Origin of the sequence: Paraburkholderia phymatum STM815, from assembly GCF_000020045.1 — a bacterium.
Lineage (GTDB): Bacteria > Pseudomonadota > Gammaproteobacteria > Burkholderiales > Burkholderiaceae > Paraburkholderia > Paraburkholderia phymatum.
Genome location: NC_010625.1, coordinates 1,534,890 through 1,557,923 on the forward strand (window position 1 = coordinate 1,534,890; position 23,034 = coordinate 1,557,923).

The window sequence follows — 23,034 nt, forward strand, 5'->3', positions numbered from 1 at the left end:
GACCGCAGGACTTCCGCGCTCGCGATTGAATCAGAGTCTTGAAATGCCGGGTCGCTTCGGCTTGTGAATCCGGATCGTCGCGCTTGGGGTCAAGGGGGCTGCCCGCCTTTGGCGGAGCGAGTGTCATCTCGCATCTCGACCCCTGTGTCCCTAAACAGGCAATAAGGCGCGGCGTTCGGTACGCAAGCGAGCCGACCTGTCTCCAGTGGCCTGTCAGTAATCGATGGTGATCCGGTTGTCGACTCGCATCACACCGGGAGCAAGCCATGCGACCCGCTCGGCCTCTTCGCGCTCGGCCCATGAGCGGACCTTGCCGCGCAGGACGACCTTATTGCCTTCGGCTTCCACCGTGACGTGCTGTGCGTCGACTTCCGCGTTGCGCTTGAACGCGTCCTCGATCTTGCGCTTGAGGTCTTCGGGCTTGACCTTCGGCTTGATCTCGATCTCGTTCGTCAGCCCGGTCACGCCGCTCACCCGCAGCGCCGTGTCGCCCGCGCGGCGGCGCAGGTAGTCCCATTCGACTTCGCCCTTCAGTGTCACGTGTCCGTCCCTGACGACTGCCTTGATATCCTCCGCCGCATAAGGCACCTCGGCCTTCAGTTCGGCAATGATCTCGCGCACGATCTCCGGATCGGGCCGCTTGTTAACCAGAGGCAACCGCACCTCGATATCGTTTGCGACCCCCTTCACGCCTCGCACACGCGTCGCGTCCTCCTCGGCCTTTGTCCTTTGCCGGAAGCTGCGTGCGAATCCAGACAATGTGACCGCGCCATCCTTGACCGCAACCCCGATATCTGATGGATCGATGTCCGGATCCCACTTCAGTTCGTACTCCACGTCCCGCTTAATGTCGTCGTCGGTTCTCATCGCTGCTCCTCGTCGGTTTGTGAATGGACTAACGCGCGCATGCGGACCACGCCCAGCACCACACGCGCATCCGTCTACGGTATGGCGTGCCGGGCCGATTTTCTTCCCTACGCCTGTGCAGTTTTTGCGCGATGCTGCCGTACGCTTACATCTGAAAGCCGCGCAGCAGGTGCGCAGAGATCCGACACGTCTTCGCAGGAATGAGGAAGAAGTGCAACCGGCAAGAGCCTAGTCTTGATGTCATCGTCATCGCGTCAACGGCCCGTCAACATCCGAGGGTACGCGCCGGGCTGGATATGCAAGGCCGGCGGGCACCACCGCTGCCTTGCGACGCGGTCGACCGGCTCGGAGCATGAATTCAACCGTATTGCCGCGTAAGGGTCTCGGCTTATATCCCAGAGAAAATGGAGCAAATCGATGAGCGATCTAGTCGTTGTAAGCTTCAAAGGCGAAGAGGCGGCCGACCAGGTGTTGACCAAACTCCAGCAGATGCAAAAGGAACATCTGATCGACCTTGAAGATGCCTGCATCGTGGTCCGTAGCGCGAAGGGCAAGGTTCACCTCAAGCAAGCCGTCGATCTCGTCAAGATCGGCGCGCTCAGTGGCGCGGCCTGGGGTGGTCTATTTGGTGCGCTGGTTGGGCTGCTGTTGCTCAATCCGCTCGTCGGGCTGGCAACAGGCATGGCGATTGGCGCTGGAACGGGCGCATTGTCGGGCGCGCTCTCGGACTATGGAATCGATGACGATTTCATGCGCTCGACGGGCCAGAACATTGAGCCGGGTTCGTCGGCGCTCTTCATCCTCGTGCGTCGCGTGAATTTCGACAAGGTCCTGCCAGAGCTAAAGCCTTTCGGCGGAAAGGTATTAAAGACGTCTCTCACGAACGATCAGGAGGAACGCCTGAGGAAGGCGCTAGAGAGCCTGAACAGCAGTGGTGCGACAGCATGAGCATCCCTGCGCTGCATCAGGGGTGAGTACTCGAATTCTGCAGTTCGCATTTGGGCCGGATCGGCACCCCGACAATTTATGCGGATTATTCCGGATGAACGTCGATCACATCGACGCCCAGTTCGACATTGGAGAGTGCTCACGCCTAAAATTCCGAAGACTTATACGACCGCATCTGAAGGACAGAAAATCGAAATTCGGCAGTTGCGCGAACTGAGCATGCTGTAGCGCACGCTTGGGCACTCGATGTGCTTCCTGGCGCAACGCGGTCATCGAGAACACCGGTGCACGCGAGACAAACGGCCGGGCGAGGTCTCTTTCGGGCCGTCAGCTGCGAAGGTAGAGCAACGGATGACTTAATCCGTTGGTCACCGTTTCGAATGAAGTTCCGCACGTCCGGTGGTGGACAGTATGCAAGCAGGCCACTATTGCGGCGCTCGCAGCGGTCGTCTTGTCAGGACCCCTCTACGTGAATCGCCCGCAGATAAAAAATCGCCATGCGCGCGGAGGGAGTGGCAGTCGACTTAGCCGTCTGCGCTGGGGCCAAGATCCAGATCGCTGGTAAAACAAGGTTCCAATTCAGGCCTGACCTTCGCGAGCAGATTGTCAGGCACGATGCCGTCGAGCACCTTCTGCTTCGCGCGCACCGATCTCTCGCGCCACCCGGCCGATCAGTGACGTCGATCTGGATGTCGTCGATGCTGCGATTTTTGATCTGCATGATGGAGGTGACGATCTGCCTCTCCCACGACCGTCCTGCATGAACGCAACGCCGGTGCGATAGCGAGATTCCGCTGGTTACCTTATGGAGCGCTATATGACAAAGGAAAGTCGCGTCGACATCGGGAAGTCGAAAGTCGAGGCGCAGGAAGCGCCGATGACCCTGGACGAACAACTCGACGAGGCGCTCGGAGAGACCTTTCCTGCGAGCGATCCAATTGCCGTTCACCCCGAGCGCGAACAACCCGCGAAGAAGTAAATTCACTCGTCGTCGGTATCCTGGAAAGCGACAGAGGGAGGTTCTCGACGCGCGGCGAACAGCGTTTCCTCTGTGGATTTTGTCCGAGGGCGCCCTGACAAGTCGGAAGTGTTGTCGCCCAACGAAGATCGTGACACACCTGAGCAGAAACCGGAAAGAAGCGCACGCGGGTTATGACTAGACTGCGAGGGGAGCGGGATCCTGTCGATGTCATTTGAGGCCGACGCTTCGAAGCGTCTAAGGCGGCACTTTTCGGGGCGAGTCAAAACACAAGGAGCGGATATGCCTGATACCGAAATCGCGCCTGGAGAATCCGGACAGCACGACGAGCAAGTCTCGCTGCGCAAGCTCTTCGAACCCACGAAGGTAGGGCCCTACAACCTGCGTCATCGTGTCGTGATGGCGCCGCTGACGCGTTCGCGCGCGAGCCGACCAGGCAACGTTCCGTCGCAGCTCAACGCCTGCTATTACGCGCAGCGCGCAGCGGCCGCGCTCATCATCAGCGAGGCGACGCAGGTGTCGATGCAAGGACAGGGCTATGCATGGACGCCTGGGATCCACAGTCGTGAGCAGGTCGAAGGCTGGCGGCTCGTGGCGGACGCCGTGCACGAGACGGGCGGGTTGATGTTCATGCAGCTGTGGCACGTCGGACGCATATCGCACCCCTCGTTGCAGCCCGATGAAATGCTGCCAGTTGCGCCCTCTGCTGTTCAGCCGAAAGCGGAGGCGTTCATCGAGAACGAGCGCGGCGAAGGTGTCGTTGCGCCCTGCGTCACGCCTCGCGCCCTGCAGGTCGAAGAGATGCCGTATCTCGTGCGCCAATACTTCAGGGGTGCGCGCAACGCAAAGGCTGCCGGAATGGACGGCGTCGAAGTGCACGCAGCGAACGGGTATCTGCTCGATCAGTTTCTGTTGTCCGGCACGAACCGCCGCATGGACGAATACGGCGGATCGAGCGAGCGTCGGGCCAAGGTGCTATTCGAGGTGATCGAAACGGTTTGCGAAGCGTGGGGGCCCAAAAGGGTCGGCGTCCGGCTGTCCCCTCTCGGCACCTTCAACGACACGCATGACGACGATCCCGAGGCGACCTTCTCTTATGTCATCGAGAAGCTCAATCGATACAGGCTGGCTTATTTGCACATCGTCAATCCCGCGCTGGCGGCGACCGGTGAGGATGTCGCTTTCACGGCGCGCGCGAAACGCATGAGCGAGATGATACGCCGCACCTACCGTGGCGTGCTGATGGTAGCGGGCGGGTTCGACGGCGGCGGTGCGGAAAGATGGCTCGGGGACGGCAACGCGGACCTGATCGCGTTCGGACGCCTGTTCATCGCCAATCCCGACCTCCCGGAACGCTTGCGGTCGCGCGCTCCGCTCAATTCGCCGGATCCGTCCACGTTCTACGGAGGCGGCGAGCTCGGATATACCGACTATCCGTCGCTCGCGCAGGAGCGAGGGGAGGCCCCACGGTCTATTATCGATGGGCGTTGGAGATAGACTGTCGTTGACCGGCGAGCTCGCTAGCGTGACGCGACGATTTGCGATGCCCGCCGAGCCGGCGACCAATCACACTGAGAGGCGCATCATGGCTGTCACTACCTGGGTTGTCGTTGCCGACGGCAGCCGTGCTCGAATCTTCGAGACACTGGGACTTAAACTGGACTTGCGGGAAATCGAAGACCTCGTCAATGTCGTCCCTGATAGACGGACGCTGACCGAGAAGGATCGTGAAAAATTCGCGAAGACCGTCGCCGACTACATCGAACAGGGACGGCTCCATCAGCGGTATCAGCGATTGCGATTTGCCGTCGAGCCAAAGTTTCTCGGGATGTTGCACGCGCGTCTGAGTGAGGGGACGCGTCACTTGATTTTCGAAGAGATCAACGAAGATCTCTCGGCCCTCGATGCGCGCGAAATTCAAGCGCACCTTCAAAGGCATTAACGGCGACCCGCCCTGTGATAGACCGCATTAAATGCGTCATCCATTGAAAGGCCACGGTCAAGAGATAGCGCCCCTTCCCTCAGGCCTGTCCCTGCTTACCTCCGACAATTTCAGCCATCATCAAATTGACGAGTCCAAGCACACATTTTGTTTTTCGCTCGCCTGGTTGCAGCGCTGGTCTGCACAAATCATCCATTGAGATCGAGACGAGGGCCAGTGTTCTGGCTTTCGTCCCTGGCTCATGTAGACCCCGAAGCATCATCGGTGCCCGACTAGTGTCCAGCGGAGTATGGTAATCGGCCCATTCAAAACTCAACTGCTTAACCGTCCACCGAAGCGGCTCACCCCCAGACCTCGATTGATCGAGCTGGCGAGTTCGTTCTCCAGCGATAGAAAGACCGTTTCCTCAGTCCCTCGGCCGACTATCGCCAGGCGCAGGTTTAGGCGGCCTCGGATCCTCCGCGCTCCAGTCGGGACCGCCATCAATCATCGCCCTTGTCTCCATTTCTCTCCTTCGCGCCCTGTATGCCGGGCTGTCCGTTGCTCAGCCATTGCTCGCCTCGCCAGCGTGCCCAAAGTATGTATCTCCTTTTCAACATCCGGGGTCCACGGACGGCCATAGTTAAGCCGGATGTGACGGCGAAATTCTCGGCCGCATGAAAAGACTGCACCGGGTGCTATCGCGATTTCGTGCGCTTCCGCCATTTCGAACAACTCCACTGCCTCCACTCCTTCTGGAAGTTGCACCCATAGAAAGAATCCGCCCGGCGGCCGGACCACTAGTGTCCCTTTAGGGAAGTACCTGACGACCGCGGCCACCATCCGGTTCTGAAGGGACGCCAGTTCGCGGCGCAGCTTACGTAGAAGCCGGTCGTAGTCCCCATGCTCAAGGTAGTCCGCAATTGCGCATTGCACGGGCACAGACGCCGGGGTCATCGTCAGCCAACGTGCGTGCTCAATTCTCGCGGCATAGCGCCCCGCCGCTACCCAACCGAGGCGCAGACCCGGCACAAGGCTCTTCGAAAACGAACCGCAGTGCAGCACAAGACCGTTAGAATCGAAGTGCTTCGCCGGATATGCCGGCGTCAAGCCAAAATGCAGCTCGCGGAATACGTCGTCCTCGATGAGCGGCACGTCATGTTTTGCCAGCAACCTTACGAGCGCCTCCTTTCGTTCATCGGAAAGCGTCGCGCCTGTAGGCTGGTGCAGCGTCGTCATAAACCAGCAAGCTCGTACCGGATGCTGCCGCAACGCCGCCTCCAATACGCCGAGGTCGAGTCCACGGTGTGGATCGACAGGGATTTCCACGGCCTTCAGGCGGAGGCGCTTAATCGCATCTTGCACAGCATGGAAAGCGGGCCGTTCTATAGCAATGGTGTCGCCAGGCCGCGTCAGAACCTGCAGACAGAGCATCAGTGCATCGAGCGCGCCACTCGTCACAACAATCTCTTCGATTGGGACCGTAACACCTGTGACAATGTAGCGCAGGGCGATCTGGCGACGCAAGTCTGCTTCCGCCTCTCTCGCCGACAAGGCATTCCGGGAACTCGCCATCCTCCGGGTTGCCGCAATCAACGAGCGCGAGATCCTGCCAAACGGGAACAGCTGGGCGCTTGGCTCCGAAGCGCCAAGCCCCGGATGCGCGCATCGACGTTGAGCCTTCATGAAGCGGATAATCAGGCTGTCACCATCAGCCTCGTCAATACTGCTCTTTGAAACAATCGCTAGTGATTTCGTTGGCGCAGGCCGACTTGCGACGAAATAACCCGACCGGGGTCTCGCGACGACCAGGCCCTGTCGTTCCAGAGTGTAGTAAGCCTGGAAAATCGTCGAAGGGCTCACGCGGTACGAACTGCTCGCCCGGCGCACCGACGGGAGCCGCACACCGGGCGCAAGCGTACCGTTCGCAATCAGGTTTTCGAACTCTGCCGCCACTTGCAAATATCGCTTCATTGCTATGCATGGCTAATTAAATGGAGCTGTCGTGACCTGCTCCGATTGCGGATAGAGCGCTCCATTTAGAAATTTCGAACCCGCCAGCCGAGCATGGTTGCGGCTCCCGCCGCCTTTGAGGACGGGGCGTTGGCGGCCTCGATAAATACCTTCAGCCTGCTGGCGTCGAGTGCACGGCTATAGAAGAACCCTTGACCAAACTCGGCACGGCTCTCCCGCGCGACGTTGTGGTGCGCCGCGTTTTCAATGCCTTCGACAACGACTACGGCGCCCATCTCATGACCCATGCTCGTCAACGCGCTGATCTGTCTGGAGCGTTCATCGGGATCCAGTCCCAACACCTCCCTGTCAATCTTCACCATCTCAAAGCTCATGTCTGCCGGAAGTTCAGGTCCGACGTCAGTGGGACGCACGGTCGACAGGGCAAAACGCATTCCTTTATCGCGCGCCTGCGCCATCATCGGGATGAGACGTCTTTTGAACTTCTTTGCGCTGCCTGCCTTGATCTTTAGTATTAGCGGCGGAAGACGGAGGGAGCCAAGGTCGCCCACGTCCGCGATAAACGCGGAACTTACCAGGTAAGAAGCAGGAGCGGTAACGCCCAGGTAGAGCGATTTCGGAGCGCCGATTTCCCGCAGTTCCTGGGCGGCACGCGACAGGACGAATCGCGTCATCGGTCCAATCAAACTACTGTCCTCAATGAACTTCATGTAGTGAGCGGGGCCCAGCGCGCCGTACTTCTGGTTGTCCCACCGCAACAATGCGTCGATGCCGACGCACCTGGCCCGCCTGATGCCAACGACGGGTTGGTATTCAACGTGGAACTCGCCGCGACGCAGCCCTGCACGCGCAGCACGCAGCAGCGACTTATCGTAGCGGAACCACCTTTTGAGCGCCCAACCGACAACAACAACCAGAACCGCCACCAGGATCGGCCACAATACAAAGCGCAATATTGTCCATACCGAGGGAGGCTGCGTAGCAATGCTCGCTGAAGGCAGCACCGAGGCGGGTGTGTCGGTGCCAATCGAAGACGACATCGCTTGTGTTTGGCAACCCTTACCCAGTGAGCAATCCCGGGGCGACACCGTCGGTAATTCAGGTGACTGCTCCGCCCGGTCGATCGGCGAAGCGGTACCGGCCACCGCGTCAGGGGCCACAAACCCGCCTCGAACTGCCGCCGCGTGGTCGCTGATTTGCCAACGCATTTCCCTAAGCAGCGTCACGATGTTCGGCACCGAACTGTGCGTTGCAGCAGCGGCGCCGGTGACATCGGCACGCGTGTCGTCGAGCGAATCGCACGTATCAGTCCGTAGAGGCATCGGACCGGCGACCGGTCCGGCAAGGGCGGCGGGAATGATCGGCAGCTGCGCAATGGACACGCAGGCTGAGCCAAAGCGAATCGGGGATGCCGGTGGACCGGCAAGCCCGTCCGTCAATTGCTGCCGGACGTTGCGTTCAGCCGAAAGACTGCGGCTCGAGCCAGTTTCGGGCGGACCAGCAACAGCGAGCGAGGTGCCTGCGCTGATGACGAGGACGATTGCGAACCCTCGACGCGAGGCACGCCAGAGCGCGATGAAGGTGCCGCGCCTGATTGTTGTTACCGCGAACCCGAATGCCATTGATTTATCGCTATAAAAATTGGCCTGAAAATCGTTATCGATCGGACCGCTACACGTAGGTGAAACATCGAAAGAAGTGGCACCGGTCTGCGCCGCACTTTGCCATCGCGTGTGCGTCCGCAATAGCAGCAGATTCCAAAAGAAACGCCGTATCAGATTGAAAAGCGGCTATCTTCTAAAGGAGGATGGGTATGCTGGCGGCGCTGACCCGACAGCAAGGGGGTGTCCTGCGAGGAGTACACGTTGAAACGCTACGAGCGGTTAGCCGACCAAATCAGTGAGCTCATCAAGCGCGGTGATCTGCCACCCGGGGCGCGTATTCCTTCGGTTCGCGCGGCGTGCGCGGCGTGGGGCGTGAGCCCCGCGACGGTATTTCGTGCCTACTACCTGCTCGAGAATCGGGGTATGATCAAGGCACGCCCGCGTTCTGGCTATTTCGTGTCGCCGACTGCCGGAGAATTGCCGCGGCAAAGGCCCGCGACCTCGCCCGATACGGACCTGACGATCGTCAATATCAGCGACCTTGTCTTTGAGGTTCTGAGGACGATCAGGCAGCCCGAGACTGTCCCACTTGGTTCAGCGTTCCTGAGCCCTGCGCTGTTTCCCATGGCGCGTGTCGGAAAGTCGTGCGCGACTGTCAATCGTTCAACGGACCTGGCCAGCATGGTTGACTGCCTGCCGCCGGGATATGAAGGATTGCGCCAGCAGATTTCGTTGCGTTACCTGATGGCGGGAATGACAGTGCACGTCGACGAGATAATCATTACGAACGGTGCACTCGAAGCCCTGACGCTCAGTGCCCAGTTGCTTGCCGCCCCAGGCGATGTGATCGTGATCGAAAAGCCAACGTTCTATGCAGCGCTGCAGGCTATCGAGCGTCTGAAGCTGAACGTAGTGGAGATTCCTGTCGACCCGGTGAAGGGTCATGATCTGGATGCGCTCGCGCGGGCGCTGCAGCAACATCCCGTTCGGGCCTGTTGGTTCATGACCTCGTTCCACAATCCGACCGGGGTGACGCTGGCCGATTCCAGCAAGCAGGCACTGGTTGATCTGCTCGCCAGACACGACGTGCCGCTCATCGAGGATGACGTCTACAACGAACTGCATTTTGGCCCGGACCCAGTGCGTCCGGCCAAATTCTTTGACCGGAAAGGTCTTGTCATCCATTGTGGATCGTTCGCGAAGTGCCTTGCGCCCGGATATCGCATCGGCTGGGCGGCAGCCGGAAGGTTCGCGCGCGGGCTGGAACGTGCGAAATGGATGACCACGCTATCGGCTAGCACGCCGGCGCAGCGCGCAATCGCCGATTATCTGCAGCACGGCGGCTACGAACGTTTCCTGCACAAACTACGTCGCGAGTTGGCCCATCAGCAATCGCAGATGCTCGACGCTATCAGCCGGTACTTCCCGGCCGATACGATGGCGACCAAGTCTGACGGCGGTTATTTCACATGGGTAGCGCTCCCGGAACACGTCGACTCGATACAGTTCTTCCAGGCTGCGCTCAGCAGTGGCATCAGTATCGCGCCCGGACCTATCTTCTCTGCGGACGGCGCCTTTCGCCGCCGTGTGCGTCTGAACTATGGATATCCCTGGTCGGTGCGGCTCGATAAAGCGGTCGCGACACTGGGTGCCCTGTGCGCTGATGAATCACGTTGCGGCGCTAAGCTGGCCGGGCCGGTTCGGCCGGCATGATACGGGTGTCGATCTCAACCCAACATGCCGGTCGGTGAATCGTGAAGCTCATGCACGACAATACCCGCCTTGCCCGCGACTTTTGCACGATACATCGCGGCATCCGCCGCGCGTAACAGGGCTTCGCCACTCAATGACGCTGCCTGGTCGCGCGGTAGCATGCCGATACTTGCCGACAACTGGACGGCCTTTGCCCCGATTGTCATGGGCTGGCTCAGTGTCAGCAGGATTGCACGTGCAATTCTCTCCAACGCAGCACGATCGATTGCAGGGCCGGTCAGCAGCACCGTGAACTCATCCCCGGCATGCCGCGCAACCAGATCCCCGTCACGCACGCAGCGACTAATCCGGCGCGCGGTTTCAACCAGTACTTCGTCGCCGCACTGATGCCCGTATGTATCGTTGACCGCCTTGAAGCCGTCCAGGTCGATAAACATGATGGCCGCCACACCGTCGCCGCCTGCTGCGCATGCCTCATCCAGCCTCTCGAGGAATGCGCGTCTGTTCGGCAGACCGGTCAGCGCGTCGTGGAACGCCTGATGCCGCAGCCGATCGAGCAACGCCGTTCGCTCCGTCACGTCCTGCACCAGCAGGTAGTACCCATTAGCCGCCTGATCATGGACGAGGCGCGGCACCAGCACACCCCGCAGGGCACGTTGACTCCCGTTAAGCGTCGCTCCAACCTCATACTCGACCCTTTCGCCGTTGAGCACGCGCTGGACGTACGGCTCGATGGCAGCGTAAAAGTCAGCGTCGAGAACCTCGTGGGTGAGCCGTCCCACGATCTCCTCCGGGTCCAACCCCAGCCACTCGCGATAGGTTGAGTTGGCGAACCGATAACGTCGCTCACCGTCGACATAAGCGACCAGCACCGGCAGATTGTCAGCGATGGCGCGCAAATCTACGCGCGTGGCTCCCAATTGTCGCTCGGCGCTCGTCAGTTGCTCATGCGCCCTGCGCAGACCTTCCGAGGCCTCATGGGCTCCCCGATGCAACGCAGCCTCCCGCGCATCGCGCGCGGCTTTTTCCTGTTGGTCCGCCTGGGTATCGTGAATGACAAACAGCCAGCCTCCGTCGCGGGCCGGCGTCGTCTGCTTCCGTGCCACCTGCACGCGCGCTGGCTTTCTTTGCTTGTTGCGCAACCGGAACGTTACGTCGAGTGTCAGGACCTCACCCCCTCGGCCACGATTGAGTGCCTGTACGGCCTGTTCAAGCCTGGTCCGGTCATTCGCATCCAGCAGATCGAGTATGGGCGTTTTCGTTAGCGGAGCGCGCGAGTGCGCGAAGAATTTCACGCAGGCATCATTCATGTGCCGCCACTCCCAGTCCCTTCCGATATGCGCGATAGCGACCGGAGTCCGATGGAACGTCTCGACGTAAAGGGCATGCTGGGCCTGAAGCCGGTCGATCGCCTGAAGCACCTGCAAACGATCAGAGCTGTCCAGCTTGCGCAGGCCAACTTCTTGCTCGATCATTTGCCCCAGGTCTATCAGCATCTCACGCTGCTGGCGCGTGAAGCGCCGCGGCATCGAGTGCATCACACATAGCATACCGATGGGTTTGCCGCACGGTAGACGCAGCGCAATGCCTGCGAAAAAGCGGATCGCCAATTCGCCGGTTGCCAGTCGGCCCTGCGCAAGCTCCGCATCAGACAGCGCATCCCTGACGACGAACGGTTCCTCGCATTGGAGCGTCCGGCTATAGTGCGTCTCCAGATGGAATACGACGTCCCGTTCGCACCCGCTTGCGCCGATGACTTCTGGCTGACCGAGACGGTCGAGACATACGACGGATATTGGCAAATTCAGCGCGCGCGCGGCGACCCGCGTCACGCGCTCAAAGTACTGATCGTCTTCGCTTTCTGTGGGCAGGGGCACGCTGGCTGGTTGTTGTTGCGCATCCATGATGCATTCGTCTTTCACGCTTTAAGCTCCGTTCCGGTGCCATCTTGTTATGTGTTTATCGACGCCCACGCAAATGCCCGGAGCTGATCGACTGCCATCGGCTTCCCAAACCAGTAACCCTGCGCCAGGTCGATTCCCGAGTGTTGTAACACATCGTGTTCGGCAGCGTTCTCGACGCCTTCCACCACAACTTTCGCACCATGTGTATGCACTAACGCGGCTACCGACTTCAGAAACTGACTGCGCGCTTCGCCGCGCATGGCTAGAAAACGCCGGTCTACCTTCACGTAATCGAACCGGAAGTCCGCGAGCAAGTCAAAATTACTGAAGCCGGTGCCGAAATCGTCGAGTGACAGGCGTACGTCGCGTTGCTTCAACTGGGCAAGCGCCGTGACAACCCGAGGCGTACGCTCGACGCAGCTGCGCTCGGTGAGTTCCAGAACGAGGCGCTCCAGTATCGGACCGGCGGACTCGCAGATATCGTCGACGAAGCGGTCCTCCATCAGATGGCGCGCGCAGATGTTTACCGATATATGCCAGTGTTGAGGGAACGGCAGTTGGGTCAGTGCAATATTCGCCTCGCGCAGCACGAAACAGGTCAACGCGCTGAGCAAGCGCGTGCCTTCGAGTTCTCCAATGAACAGCCCCGGCCCCCCGACTCCGAACTTGGGATGGCCCCACCGGAGCAGCGCTTCCACGCCCACGCAGTGTCGCGTGCGCATGTCCACAATGGGCTGATAAACGACATGGAACTCCCCCCGGCGAAGACCGATGGCCGCCGCGCGCCGCAATCTTGCTTTTGGGCGAACCAGGTGACCAACGTGCACGGCCGCGGCGCAACCCAATAGCGCAACAACCGGCGCCACGGCGTATGGAGAAGTGATCAGGCTGGCCGCGAGCAAGCAAGCCAGGCTCAACGTAACGGCGACAGTCACTACCACTTCAAGATGCCCATCGAATACCGGTTGCAGCCGGCGCATTCGTGCTGTGCAGCGTTGGAAAAATCGCATGAAGTTGCTTTCGCACCGTTCTCAGTGTTGCGTACTATGACCTGACTGCGTTTGGAAAACGAGTAGCAGTTACGGATCAAAACATGCGTATCAGATCCGCCGTCATACGCGGAGTAAGCGGTGCGGCAACTCGCTGAGGCAGGCTTGTCTGCTTACTCAGTGGCTAACGCGCTCGCCTTAACCGTTAAGACGACACACAAGGCACGGCAGGGCGTAAGAATGATTGCGTGGGCTCGCCGGATTGGCAAGCTGCAATGGATGATTTGGCAAGTCACTATGACGGCGCTCGACAGAGTGGCACGAAAATGATCGCCGTCGGTGAAGTGGCAGCGGAGATCGCATCACCCGGGGTATGGAGCATCAAGTGTCCGAAGGGCTTTCGCGACGGCCTAATCCGCTTCGCGCCCGGGTTCGAAAGCTCATCCTTGGTACAGGCCATCGCTAACGGACTACTCCCCAGAGAGGGTGATTGACGTGGCGATGACACAACTCCTGCCGAAAGTCCGCTGTCGGTATCGAAGCCGACGCCTGAACGTCCTCCTTGGCGTGCACACGAACGACTGCAGATGGCCGTTAATTGCCGATCGGTGTGCAATCAACGAAATCATTTCGCGAACGGCAACACACAACCCTGAGGCGCCGCTGACAGCGAGGCTATCGCGATGTCTTTTCCCGGGTCGGGAACGGACGATCGAATGAGCGTGGGTACCATCGCGTAACATCCCGCCCGTCCCACTCGAGTTTCACTGTTTTCATCACCAGCTTTAGCCTATACGCGGCAACGCCGAACTATCGTAAGTTGGCAGCGGCTTGTGAAATCGGATAAGTAGGCTCGCTCATCGAGAGGTGGAAAGATCTGGCCAGCCCTCCAAGGTCGGGGAAGAGCGAAACCGTCGTGACATTCATTCTCCTGAGATCTCCCCAAATCTCGTTTCTCACATTGGCGGCGCGGGTTGGCAGAATGATCTTGATCGCGCTGACGGCCGGATCAGGTTTCCATGTTTCAAACGTTGAGGACTCTGCTTCCGTCCATCGTGCTTTAAACATCTCGTGATTCGGGGAGAGGGATTTGACGAGATTTGCTTCGAACGAGTGCTTCAAACTCAACGGGAAAAGGAAGCAGCCCTGCTGCACCGAGATGCGCTGATTGAACCAGGCGGGGACCAAATGAACGACACCGATCTTCGGTTCACCAGTCTGTCTAAGGGCCGCCTCGGCAACGCCGATCCGCATTTTGCTGTAGCCGACAAAGTCTGAGGGAAGGGGCTTTCCTGCAATGTCGTCCTGCAAGTCGTCGTCGATGACATGGGTGTTGATCGCCCACACCACTACGTCGGACCGTGCACGCTCGAGCGCAAAGTAGGTGGCCACGTAAAAGGAATAAGTGAAGTCGAGCAGCCGCGTCGGACCGCCGAAATGCTGCAGCAACGACAGCCAATCCAGCAAGCACTCCTCTCGCGGAAGAATCGGCTGATACAGATGCGCCTGCGATCTGAACTGCCATAGAAATGACTGCTCTCGCTCCTCCTTTTCGAAATACCAGTACCAGAATCGCGCTGCTCGCTCCAGCGTCGTCTCGAGTCGCCACGAAGGATCGGCCTGTCCCCGAAACACCCAGGCGTCGCCCAATCTCGTCGCCAGCTTGCACGCTTCGTCCCATGAATTCGGATGCAGCACCTGGAACATGCATCACCTCACTGCAATGTTGACCGTCCCTTAACGTTATATCGCGACGAAGTGCCATTTCAAGGGAAATTGCACATTCGCGGTTGAGGTGCCAAGCGTTCAACTAACGTATGCGGTCGTTCCATCGGCCTCGATGCAGCAACAGAAATCGCCAGACGACCGTTCACAGCACCGCGCCACGTCCCCGAGATGAATCGTCTAAGACGCTATGCTGCCCGGCGCACTCTCGCTAAGTGAGTGCACCCTCCATGACCGATCATCGACCGTTTTTAAGTGACGCCTCCCATGCCGCGCTCTCATTGGATATCAACGCTTCGAAGCCCTTTGGAAATGTTTCGAGAACTTTGCAGCAAGCTCGGGGGGGCATATAAAGTCAGGGTGCCGCAATGAAACATGTTCGTACACGCCGAGTGCGCGTATCCCAACTTAGCGCAAAATAGCCGAACCAGCGGTCACGGGTCGCCAAAGGACGGATTACGGGACGCGATTAGGCATAGCGCCGCAATTAAACTTATGCGAGATGGCCAAACCTTACGCTTGCGCCAGGGAGACTATAGAGAGCATCGCATGAAACTCGGGGCGGGACGCAGTCAGGAGTAACGCACTTACGCCAGGAGGTACGATGACCGCACCACTTCGTGTGCTGGCGCTGGATGAGTCGGCCGGGCCGCCATGTGCACGACTCACCAGTGAACTCGATGTCTCTCCAGATGACGCGGATAAAGCGATCGCTTGCGTGCTTGTTGCGGGAGCGCTCGACGACGCGGCTTTGGTCGCTCGCGTGAAACAGCATCTGGCAGGCGCCGGGGAATATCATTGCGAGCCGTCGCGCACACTGATCGTATGCAACGACCGTAGTTCGGCGACCTTGCGCGCGCTGCTGGCCACCGGCGCGGGCGATGTCATTAGCGACTGCGACGAGCCGGCCGCCCTGGTGCGTGCAAGAGCGGCTCGATGGGCGCTGATCGACGCGACGCTCGCCCGGCCTGTCGTCGCCGACAATCTTGTCGGGAGAAGCCAAACGTGGCTCGACACGCTTCGTTGCGTATCCGAAACGGCCCTGTTCTCTCATGCACCGCTTTTGCTTACGGGTCCCACCGGAACCGGAAAGGAGTTGCTCGCGCGTCTGCTGCATACCCTGGATCGGCAGCGGCACAAGGGCGAACTGCTGACGGTCGATTGCACCACGCTCTCGCGTGAACTGTCGGGTAGTGAGCTATTCGGTCACGAGCGCGGCGCTTTCACCGGCGCCTTCGGCGAGCGCGACGGCGCGATTGCGCGTGCGGACGGCGGCACGCTTTTTCTCGACGAAATCGGAGAGTTGCCGCTCGAATTGCAAGGGCAGCTTCTGCGGGTCTTGCAGGAAAAGGCTTATCGCCGGTTGGGCGGCGCTCACTGGCGCAAAGTGGACTTCAGGCTGGTCTGCGCCACCAATCGGGAACTGCCGGCGGAAGTCGAGGCCGGCCGGTTTCGCGCCGATCTGTATCACCGTATCGCGGCCATCGTCTGCCGCACGCCCGCTTTAGCCGAGCGTCGCGCCGACATTCCAAGGCTCATTCGCCATTTCGCCGCGAGCGAGCATCCGTCGCAGGTCACGTTTTCACCCGTGCTGATGGAATATCTCACTTCACGCCACTACGCGGGCAATGTGCGTGAGCTACGACAAGTCGTGCTGGCTTGCCTCCGCCGCCATGTGGGAGCCGGACCCGTATCGCTGGGCTGCCTGCCCGATGAGGAAATCCGCTCGTGGCGTCTCGCGCTCGTTGATAGCGCGAGTCCGTCCGATCATGCGATCTGCATCGACGACTTCGTGCGCGACGCGCTGCATGCCAACGTGACGCTCAAGGAACTGGGCCGGCTGGTGGAGGCGGCGGCGGTTCGCATCGCCCTGGCCGAGTCGAAGTCGGTGACCGCGGCGGCTCACTGGCTGGGCGTCACGCCGCGCGCGCTGTACCACCGCGGGGCTGCGCAACGCGAGGACTTGCGGCTTCAGGTCTCAGCATGAATACCGACACAGCATTGCCACCGAGCAGTTGAGCGCTCGCACGCGCGTCGAGACCGAGTTCGGCGATTAACTCACGCACCTTCGCCAGTTCGACGCCGGGATGCAACCACGGTCCGTCCGACCCGAACAGCAGCTTCTGAGCGCCCGCCCGCCTCACGGCTTCGACCAGACAGTCCCAGTTGCGCACACCCGCCGTATCGGAGTAAACATTCGGCCAGCGCGACAGAATGTCGATGAAATTGCGCTGATGACTCCATTCGTCTCCATAGCTTCCCAGATGCGGAATGATGAACTTCACACCCGGATAGAGCGGGGCGAACAACGCCACCGACTCGACCTCGCCCAGCACGTCGTAGAGCACCGGAATCCGTAATGCCGCCGCGACGTCGCACACCTCCCGCGTGATGCGCGCATCCGCGCGATGGCACTTGATGCCCTTGAAGCCATGCACGCGCACGGCGCGTTCGACCATCGCGCCGATACGCCCGCGGTCACGCGCCGCGTGGACGAAGGCAAGCCCGGTGTATCGCCGGGGCGCTTGCCTCACGATGGCCGCCACGGCTTCGTTGGCGACGGCATAGTCGCTATGGAACGCTGCCCAGATGAGGGTGTGCGCAATACCCGCCCGGGCGGCGCGGACACCATATGCGTCGAGCGGCGCGATGGTGTCCCACGGGCCGGTGAAGCCATCGCCGGGACCGGCATGGCAGTGTGCATCGATGACGAGCATGACGGCCTCTCATCTGTCGTATCAGTCAGGAGTGCGGCCCGATCAATACATCAGCCGGCGGCGACGAAACCGCGCGCCGAGTTCCGATCCTTCGCCCGGCGGCGTTTTATCCGCAGAGGAAGCATCGGGGCCGGGCTCGTCGAGGGGCAAAGGCATAGCGTTGTCATCGGCGGCGGATGCCTGCGTGGGCTCATCTGCCGGCCATGGCGCTCCGGCTTGCGGCGGCCAGTCTGCATCAATGCCCGGCGCGCCTCCGCTCGCCGAAGCGCCGCGCGAGCGCAAGCTCCACCAGATCCATGGTGTCAGAACGCCGGTGGCACGCATGCCGTTGAGGCGCTGCCAACGCGCCAGCGCGAACATGAAGCGCTGACTGCCGGGCTGACAGGTCGGGCAACCGATCATTCTGGCCAGCTGGCTCATCTGTCGGCCCCAACCGAAACGCCGGGCAAAGTAGCGGTTGAGCTGTTGGCGGCGCTGCCAGTTCCGTTGCAGCGACAGCCTCCGCCCGTAGAGACTGTCGGCGCGCGAGCGCAACCAGTGCTGCTTCCAGCCGAACGGCGCGTTCGCACCGATCGCAGACGGTCCTCGATAGGGATCGCGCCCGCTCCGGCGGCCAGAACCGAACTCGCCTTCGAATCCTTGCGCCCCAGGAAAGCCCATTGCGGCGGTCTGGCCGGCCTGTGGCGCTCGGGCGCACGTACACCGTCCGCCGCATCGACAGGGCTGGCCGGCCGGGCAGATGCATCGACGTCCGCATCGGCACTGAATGCCGCCGTGTAGCATTGTCGCCTGCGCCGACGCGCTGCCACCCGTCTGCCAGAAACTCGAGATATGTGGATTCGGCATGATCGGACTGCTCCTCAGGATTGGCGCGCCGGGATGCGCTGCGCCGGCAATGGGGTGGATTGCTGGGCCGCCGGTTGACCGAGACGCCGGCCGATCAGATCGGAAGGCTGAGCCGTCCAGCCGCCCGATGCGATCACCGGCTGTTCTGCCATGCTTAGATCCACGCCGGTCACGGCCCGATACGCGTGCACGTAAGCCTGCACCTCCGGACGCCACGCGCTCAGCCAGCCAGCCGCGATGGTCGAGTCGTTGACCGTGCTCCACGGCAGGTAGCGAATGCTCAACAACAACTGTTCGCCGTACGTCGCCAGGTCGCGATAGTGGCGGATCGACGCGTCGTTCCATCCCATGAACTGGCGCAGGGTGTCGAGATGTGGCATCCATGCCTCCGGGTAGGGAACGCCCGGCCGTCCGCCGAGAAATTCCCGCACCTCCGGCCGTGCGAGCAACCACTGCTGGAGCAGCATCTCGCCCCGGGCCGTGGTAGGCAGATCGCCGAACTGGTTATGCGCCCCTTCGGCCAGAACCAGATGAAGCTCGCGCAGGCAATTGAGCGCGGGAAACGCGTCGGCGTTCATGGTGGTATCCATGGCCGTGCGGTAGTAGCGGCTTGCCTCCAGCAACAGGCGATGGAAGGCCTCGATGAACTGCGACCGGCTGTCGGCCGGGAGCATTTCCGGCACGGCGGGACCCTTCAGTCGCAGCCCGTAGTGATGGTCGTATTCGTAAGCGCGCCGGGCGAGCGAGAGCCGGTTCTGTTCTCGCTGGACATAGCCCCAGAAGACGTTGCTGAGCGGACGCAACGGCGATATGTCGCAGCGCCTAAGCGTATCCGGACCGGGATAGCGCCGATTCTGAAAGCGCAGGCTCAACGCATTCAGACCCTGCACCAGCATTCCCTGCTCCATCCAATACGACCAGATCAGTTCCAGCAGCGGCGGACAGCGCAGCTTGCACACCAGCATGCCGATGCAATTCCCCGAACCCAGCGTGCAGTCCTTCAGCGGGACGCCGGGATGGTTTTCGACGAGTTGCTGCATGAAGGTGAGTACGCCGGCGGGGCGTGGATCGGCCGCCACACCCGCGCCGACGACGCCGGTACCCGTCGGCGGAGCGAACAGGCGCGACTCGGCCGCCTGCAATTGCGCCAGCGTGATGCTGCCGGGCGCGAACCGTCGATTGACTTCCATGACATCCCAATCGGTGGAATCGTGCAGCAGCGGCCCATTGATCAACGGTTGACTCGCGACCGACAAGGCTGGAGCGAGCTCGAGATCCTCGAGATCGTCCCGTTCCCTGCGTCTGCGCGTCCCGCAGCAATCGTCCAGCAACGCCGACTGACAAGCGATGAAGAGCGACGTAGCCTCCGTTATCTGATCGTATGCCTTGGTGCCGCTGAAGCAGAAGTCGTTTTGAGGCAGTTCACTGCGTGCGGAAACAAGCGCGTTGTTCAGACATTCGTTGACGATATCCTCGCGCTCACTCCTGCAGAACAGCGCCGAGATGAAGTTGGAGTAATGGCGGAATCCCAATGCGCCGGAGGCGTGTCGAACGACGTTATAGAACGCGATGAATGGGTCATCCGCCGGGTTCGGAGTGTGCATTTGCAGTTGCACGGCCGTATATCCGTTGAGCATCGTCTTTCTCCTTGGCATGCAGAAATGAAGTAAGCGACAGTCAAAGCACCAGGGCCGCGGCGGCCGGGCCCGCGTTGGCGCATATCTCGCGGGCGTCGATCGTGCCCTGCAAGGCCCAGAAGCGCAGCAGACGCCGCAGCAAAGTCACCTCGGCCGTCGCGGTGAGCCAGCCATCGAATTTCGCTTGTCCGATGGCGGCGCAGGCCACGGTAGGAGACAGCGCGGCCAACGTTTCCGGCCGACGGCGATGGCCGCGCCACAGCACGCGAAGCCGCGCCGGCGAGCATTCCGCCACGGGGAATGCCTGAGCTAGCATCAAGCCGCCGAGACTGGCCGGGCGAAAGCTCGCGAGGAAGTCGACGAAGCCCGGCAGCAGGCGCTCAAGCGAGCGGAAGGCCATCGCATCTCTCGTCGTGACGGTCCGATCCAGCGGGTACAGGCTTTCCCATAGTTCGGCAAGCGCCTGCCATTGGGCATCGGGGTACAAGCGCTGGCCCACACTGGCGCTGATCTTGACGCGGATCCACGGCGGCGGATGCGGCTCGTCGACCGTGAAACGCGTGACGAAGGCGCGCGGCAGACTTACCACGCTCATCAGGCCGAGCGTCGAAGTGATGCCCACGCGCGCGACACTCCAGAAATCCGCGACTATCTCCGAGATCCACGTCTGCAAGCACTGCCAACCGATCCGTTCGTCCGGCCGATCGCGCGCCATGGCTGTCAGCGCATCGCGCAGCGTGCCCGTCAGGTCGAGCAGCTCCGCGCCCTGATGACCGACCTCGTGGACCAGCGACGACGCGATCGCGCTTCCCACCATGCGCTCGCGAGGAATGCGGATGACCGCCACCGGCGCCAGGCCGCCGCCGGGCAGACGCGTCCGCACGCGCCGAATGGCGGCGCCGGGCCCGCGGTCCAGATGACAGATCACGGGCGGGCTGGCGTACCAGCCGCCGGGGAGCCGCAGCGCGTCGGCAGCGACTACGTCTAGACCGCCCAGCCACTCGCCATAACCATGTTGGCTGCGCTCGGCCAGCACATCGGAGAACATGTCGAACTGCGTGATCAGATCGAGGAACCTCACGCGGAGCACTGCGAAATATCGCTGCGCCTGCGCCGCCGACGCGATCGCGCCGGCGGGCGATTCGAGCCACGTCAGAAACCGCCCGACGATATGGCGCAGATGATCTCGCCCTTGCGCGAGAAACGCCTCGATCGCGGCCTGGGCGGCAATCGACGGAGCGGCGGCGGCCACCATGGGCAGCGTGAGCGCGAACGGGCGTTGCTCGTTCAGCCGTTCGAGCAGCGACTGCGCTTCGTAGGCGAGGTGGCGTGTGGCGTGACCTTGTGGCATGGTCATCTCCCATTCGGGGTGACAGTCGCACGTGACTTCAGTACGCGTTGTACACGATGATGTGGCGGCCGCGCCGCACCCACGTTCCCTTCACGAGCCGCCGGTCAGGAGGCGGCATCACGGGCCGCGAGGGCACGCCGCCGGGCGGGTAAGGCAGAACCTGACGTGGGGGCGAAGGCTGGAATGGCACGTTGGGCGCGGGCATGTTGACGCCCACCGCCGTGCCAGCCGTGGCCTGGCCACCGGCCTGGCCGCCCAACCGCACATCCCATCCACTCGGACTTCTCACTTGCAGGCCGCCCAACAGACCGCCGGTCGCCTGCCCGCCGCTCGAAGCCTGGCCGGTGAGTCCGTTAAGCACGGCGCTGCCGAGCGACGGCAACACATTTTTGGCGATGCCGCTGATGATCGAGCCGAGTTCCTGTTGCCCCATGAACTCGCTCTGCGGAGCCAGTTCGAGTGACCGCGCGCTTTCTATGCCGATCCGCACGATGCGTCGCGCGATCTCGAACTGGCGGTCTTCGTTCGACAGGCCTTCGCCCTCCAGCCCCAGCGCACTGCCCGCTGCGTGAGCCGCCGCCGCGCCCACAGCCGTCCCTACGCCGGGGATCGGAATGAAGGTGCCGAGCGCGCCTCCCAGGGCAGGAAGCGCGGCTTTCGCCACGGTGCGCAGCGCGCCGCCAATCAGACGGCTGAAACCACTGCTGGCGACTTTCTTGAATGTTCGGCCGATGTTGCGCATCAGGCCGCCGAGGAAGTGATCGAGTTCCTGCTCGCTGCTTACCGAAAGCAGTTCGGCGGCCAGAGCGAGCTCAGCGTCGCGGTTGACCTCGCCGGATACGGGGTTGATGAGTTCCCCTAGAAACGGAACTTCGTACTGACCGCCGGGCGGGTAACCGCCACGCAATTCCTGCGGGTACTCGCCCTGGTACTCGCCCTGGTACTCGCCTTGATACTCGCCTTGATACTCGCCCTGGTACTCGCCCTGGTACTCGCCTTGATATTCGCCTTGATATTCGCCTTGAGGGAATCCTTCGTTGTTGAACTCGCCGGACTCCATGAATTGCTGCGTTCGATCCGTGTTGTGCATGACCTTACTCCTTCTCTAGGTTGGCATCAGTGTCGACGCGCGGCTCTGCAAAACGCTTGCAGACCTGGCTGGGCGCTCAAATGCACGAGTCATACCAACACTTGATGTAACCGGTCCGGGAGCTTTTTTTGGCGAGAAAGTGCGAAGAGTCTTTCGCAACTTTCAAGCGGCATGTGAAGCCAGCTTCGCTATCACTTAATTGAATCGCCATCGACGCGCATCGCCGTGCGTCTCGACACCGACGCGCGCGCAGCTATCGTCCGACTGGTAGACCGGCACTGAACGAACACGAAACGCAAAGCCGCGCAATCGAGTCGCCTTAGTACGGTTGCAGGTGCGCAATTTCAGACTCGCCAAGTTCTACCGCTTGCGCATACAACTTTCGCCGATATGCTCAGTTGAGCGTCGGACGGGTTTCGAACTGAATCGGTCGTCCAAGCGGCCACCGATGACTAAAGCGAGTGGCAGAAACTGGCCGTTAATTGCCAATCGGTGTGCAATCAACGAAATCATTGCGCGAACGGCAACACACGCCACCCGGAGCCGTCCTTTGGGCTCACTGCAATCAAAAGACTGCTTTGAAGCTACAACCGCCCTTCGCGGCGCTCATCACGGTCGGCAAGCCGTCGGCCATCGTGGACGTTCCGCGACAAATGGCGGTGCGTCGGTTGCAGATTGCTCTGCTGCCGTTTGTACAGCCGCGTCGGCGAATGACGCTTCAGTCGTCAACGAATGAGTCTTTCCGACGCTGAGCGGTGACTCGGCCCGA

The 23,034-nt window shown here is 61.1% G+C and carries 17 protein-coding genes; 6 read left to right on the plus strand and 11 right to left on the minus strand.

Annotation, left to right across the window (positions count from 1 at the left end; translation table 11 throughout):
* Positions 1–213: 213 nt before the first annotated feature.
* The gene (locus BPHY_RS34300) at positions 214–867 is read right to left on the minus strand and encodes a BON domain-containing protein (RefSeq protein WP_012406067.1); all 654 of its coding nucleotides are present in this window, start codon (positions 865–867) and stop codon (positions 214–216) included.
* A gap of 417 nt (positions 868–1,284) precedes the next feature.
* Between BPHY_RS34300 and BPHY_RS34305 the strand changes: the two genes are divergently transcribed.
* From BPHY_RS34305 to BPHY_RS34320, 4 genes are all read left to right on the plus strand, one after another.
* A complete protein-coding gene (locus BPHY_RS34305; protein ID WP_012406068.1) occupies positions 1,285–1,815 on the plus strand; it encodes a DUF1269 domain-containing protein in 531 nt (176 codons plus the stop codon).
* A gap of 817 nt (positions 1,816–2,632) precedes the next feature.
* The gene (locus BPHY_RS42795) at positions 2,633–2,794 is read left to right on the plus strand and encodes a hypothetical protein (RefSeq protein WP_167538901.1); all 162 of its coding nucleotides are present in this window, start codon (positions 2,633–2,635) and stop codon (positions 2,792–2,794) included.
* Between the two features lie 282 nt (positions 2,795–3,076).
* Positions 3,077–4,291, plus strand: a complete 1,215-nt coding sequence (locus BPHY_RS34315; protein WP_012406070.1) for an alkene reductase — start codon at positions 3,077–3,079, stop codon at positions 4,289–4,291.
* A gap of 88 nt (positions 4,292–4,379) precedes the next feature.
* Complete coding sequence (locus BPHY_RS34320) at positions 4,380–4,736, plus strand: host attachment protein (protein ID WP_041766360.1); 357 nt, start codon at positions 4,380–4,382, stop codon at positions 4,734–4,736.
* 486 nt (positions 4,737–5,222) lie between these two features.
* Here the strand turns inward: BPHY_RS34320 and BPHY_RS34325 are convergent, their stop codons facing one another.
* Positions 5,223–6,689 carry an aminotransferase-like domain-containing protein gene (locus tag BPHY_RS34325; RefSeq protein ID WP_012406072.1) on the minus strand — a complete coding sequence of 489 codons (1,467 nt, stop codon included), beginning with the start codon at positions 6,687–6,689 and terminating at the stop codon, positions 5,223–5,225.
* Between the two features lie 65 nt (positions 6,690–6,754).
* A complete protein-coding gene (locus tag BPHY_RS34330) occupies positions 6,755–8,311 on the minus strand; it encodes an EAL domain-containing protein (RefSeq protein ID WP_012406073.1) in 1,557 nt (518 codons plus the stop codon).
* A gap of 243 nt (positions 8,312–8,554) precedes the next feature.
* Here BPHY_RS34330 and BPHY_RS34335 point away from each other — a divergent pair, with 243 nt between their 5' ends.
* Positions 8,555–10,006, plus strand: coding sequence for an aminotransferase-like domain-containing protein (locus BPHY_RS34335; RefSeq protein WP_012406074.1), 1,452 nt, complete (start codon positions 8,555–8,557; stop codon positions 10,004–10,006).
* Between the two features lie 14 nt (positions 10,007–10,020).
* Here the strand turns inward: BPHY_RS34335 and BPHY_RS34340 are convergent, their stop codons facing one another.
* The 3 genes from BPHY_RS34340 to BPHY_RS38960 all read right to left on the minus strand — a co-directional run bounded on the left by BPHY_RS34340 (position 10,021) and on the right by BPHY_RS38960 (position 14,606).
* Positions 10,021–11,928, minus strand: a complete 1,908-nt coding sequence (locus tag BPHY_RS34340) for a sensor domain-containing diguanylate cyclase (RefSeq protein ID WP_012406075.1) — start codon at positions 11,926–11,928, stop codon at positions 10,021–10,023.
* A gap of 29 nt (positions 11,929–11,957) precedes the next feature.
* A complete protein-coding gene (locus tag BPHY_RS34345; RefSeq protein WP_012406076.1) occupies positions 11,958–12,890 on the minus strand; it encodes an EAL domain-containing protein in 933 nt (310 codons plus the stop codon).
* Positions 12,891–13,709: 819 nt separating this feature from the next.
* Positions 13,710–14,606 (minus strand): FRG domain-containing protein, encoded by an 897-nt coding sequence (locus tag BPHY_RS38960; protein ID WP_012406077.1) that lies wholly within the window; start codon positions 14,604–14,606, stop codon positions 13,710–13,712.
* A gap of 868 nt (positions 14,607–15,474) precedes the next feature.
* Here BPHY_RS38960 and BPHY_RS34360 point away from each other — a divergent pair.
* Positions 15,475–16,611: a sigma 54-interacting transcriptional regulator gene (locus BPHY_RS34360; protein ID WP_157686894.1), complete on the plus strand. Its 1,137-nt coding sequence runs from the start codon at positions 15,475–15,477 to the stop codon at positions 16,609–16,611.
* Here the strand turns inward: BPHY_RS34360 and BPHY_RS34365 are convergent.
* The 5 genes from BPHY_RS34365 to BPHY_RS38970 form a co-directional block, all read right to left on the minus strand.
* Entirely contained in the window at positions 16,541–17,341 is an 801-nt protein-coding gene (locus BPHY_RS34365; RefSeq protein WP_012406079.1) for an amidohydrolase family protein, read from the minus strand. The genes BPHY_RS34360 and BPHY_RS34365 overlap by 71 nt on opposite strands.
* Before the next feature lie 42 nt (positions 17,342–17,383).
* Positions 17,384–18,001: a hypothetical protein gene (locus tag BPHY_RS42190; RefSeq protein ID WP_041765833.1), complete on the minus strand. Its 618-nt coding sequence runs from the start codon at positions 17,999–18,001 to the stop codon at positions 17,384–17,386.
* 200 nt (positions 18,002–18,201) lie between these two features.
* A complete protein-coding gene (locus tag BPHY_RS38965) occupies positions 18,202–19,824 on the minus strand; it encodes a hypothetical protein (RefSeq protein ID WP_012406081.1) in 1,623 nt (540 codons plus the stop codon).
* Positions 19,825–19,864: 40 nt separating this feature from the next.
* Positions 19,865–21,079, minus strand: a complete 1,215-nt coding sequence (locus tag BPHY_RS34380; protein WP_244257738.1) for a hypothetical protein — start codon at positions 21,077–21,079, stop codon at positions 19,865–19,867.
* A 133-nt stretch (positions 21,080–21,212) separates the two neighbouring features.
* Positions 21,213–22,265 carry a hypothetical protein gene (locus BPHY_RS38970; RefSeq protein WP_012406083.1) on the minus strand — a complete coding sequence of 351 codons (1,053 nt, stop codon included), beginning with the start codon at positions 22,263–22,265 and terminating at the stop codon, positions 21,213–21,215.
* Positions 22,266–23,034: the final 769 nt, after the last annotated feature.